Below are 1,753 nucleotides of genomic sequence, written 5' to 3'. Positions count from 1 at the left end.
GAGTTGAAAGCACTGGGTTACGTGTTCGAGAGCCAGACCGATACCGAAGTCATCGCCCATCTGGTCGACCAGATGTACACCGGCGACCTGTTCGAAACCGTCCAACTGGCCACCAAGCGCCTGACTGGCGCCTTTGCGATTGCCGTGTTCAGCCGCGACGAACCGCACCGCGTGGTCGGCGCACGCCGCGGCTCGCCACTGATCGTCGGCGTCGGCAATGGCGAAAACTTTCTCGCGTCCGATGCGCTGGCGCTGGCCGGCACCACCGATCAAATCATTTACCTCGAAGAAGGCGACGTCGTCGACCTGCAGCTGCAGCGCGTGTGGATAGTCGATGCCGACGGCAAGCAGGTGCAGCGCGAAGTGAAAACCGTGCACGCGCATACCGGTGCGGTCGAACTCGGACCGTATCGCCATTACATGCAAAAGGAAATCTTCGAGCAGCCGCGCGCCATCGCCGATACGCTGGAAGGCATCACCGCCATCACGCCGGACATCTTCGGCGACCAGGCTTTCGGCATTTTCAAAAAAATCGATTCCGTCCTGATCCTCGCCTGCGGCACCAGCTATTACTCCGGCATGACGGCCAAGTACTGGATAGAAGCGATCGCCGGCGTCACCTGCAATGTCGAAATCGCCAGCGAATACCGCTACCGCGATAGCGTGCCGAATCCGAATTCACTGGTGGTCACGATTTCGCAAAGCGGCGAAACCGCCGACACGCTGGCCGCGCTGCGCCATGCGCAATCGCTGGGCATGAAGCACACGCTGACAATCTGCAACGCCGCCACCAGCGCGATGGTGCGCGAGTGCGAACTCGCCTACATCACGCGCGCCGGCGTCGAAGTCGGCGTCGCCTCGACCAAGGCCTTCACCACGCAACTGGCTGCACTGTTCCTGCTGACGCTGGCACTGGCGCAAGTCAAAGGCAAACTGACAGATGAGCAGGAAGCCGCGCAACTGAAAGCGATGCGCCACTTGCCGGCAGCGATTAGCGCCGTGCTCGCACTGGAACCGCAGATCATCGCCTGGGCAGAAGCCTTCGCACGCAAGGAAAACGCCCTCTTCCTCGGTCGCGGCCTGCACTACCCGATCGCACTCGAAGGCGCGTTGAAGCTGAAGGAAATTACCTACATCCACGCCGAAGCGTATCCGGCCGGCGAACTGAAGCACGGCCCGCTCGCACTCGTGACCGAAGAAATGCCGGTCGTCACCGTTGCACCGAACGACCCCATGCTCGAAAAACTCAAGTCGAACATGCAGGAAGTGCGCGCACGCGGCGGCGAACTGTACGTCTTCGCCGATGGCGATTCGCGCATCACTTCAGGCGAAGGCTTGCATGTGATCCGCTTGCCGGAACACTACGGTGCGCTATCGCCGATTCTGCATGTCGTGCCGCTGCAATTGCTCGCGTATCACACCGCGCTGGCGCGCGGCACCGACGTAGACAAGCCACGCAATCTGGCGAAGTCGGTGACGGTTGAGTAGGCAAGTGGAAAATGCAAATGAAAGCAGTCGCGCTGATTTGATCGCACGCTTAAGCAAGCTTGAGTATGCGATCAGGCAGTCGATGACGGTGCGGGAAGATCAGGATGAGCCTGCCTATCCTGAACATAAAGACGAAGCTGAACGCTATGGAATATCGGCTGAGGCCGACGTTACAAAAGGCGATCTCCTCAACGCAGTGCAGACCCTGGTTAGGGCAACGCAGAAAAAATCGCAGCAAGGTTAGGCATTACAGCATCAAAACATG

At 59.6% G+C, this 1,753-nt stretch carries 2 protein-coding genes; both read left to right on the top strand.

Going from position 1 to position 1,753, the window contains the following annotated elements; genetic code table 11:
• Window positions 1–1,488 (top strand): glutamine--fructose-6-phosphate transaminase (isomerizing) (glmS, locus tag Q7T06_RS03135; RefSeq protein ID WP_304780004.1); only part of this gene is annotated, 1,488 nt, incomplete at its 5' end.
• A 4-nt stretch (window positions 1,489–1,492) separates the two neighbouring features.
• On the top strand, window positions 1,493–1,732 hold the full coding sequence (locus tag Q7T06_RS03130; protein WP_304780001.1) for a hypothetical protein: 240 nt from the start codon (window positions 1,493–1,495) through the stop codon (window positions 1,730–1,732).
• Window positions 1,733–1,753: the final 21 nt, after the last annotated feature.

The sequence above is a fragment of the Herminiimonas sp. genome, assembly GCF_030645555.1.
Lineage (GTDB): Bacteria > Pseudomonadota > Gammaproteobacteria > Burkholderiales > Burkholderiaceae_D > Oxalicibacterium.
This window is presented reverse-complemented; position numbering and strand designations above follow the sequence as displayed.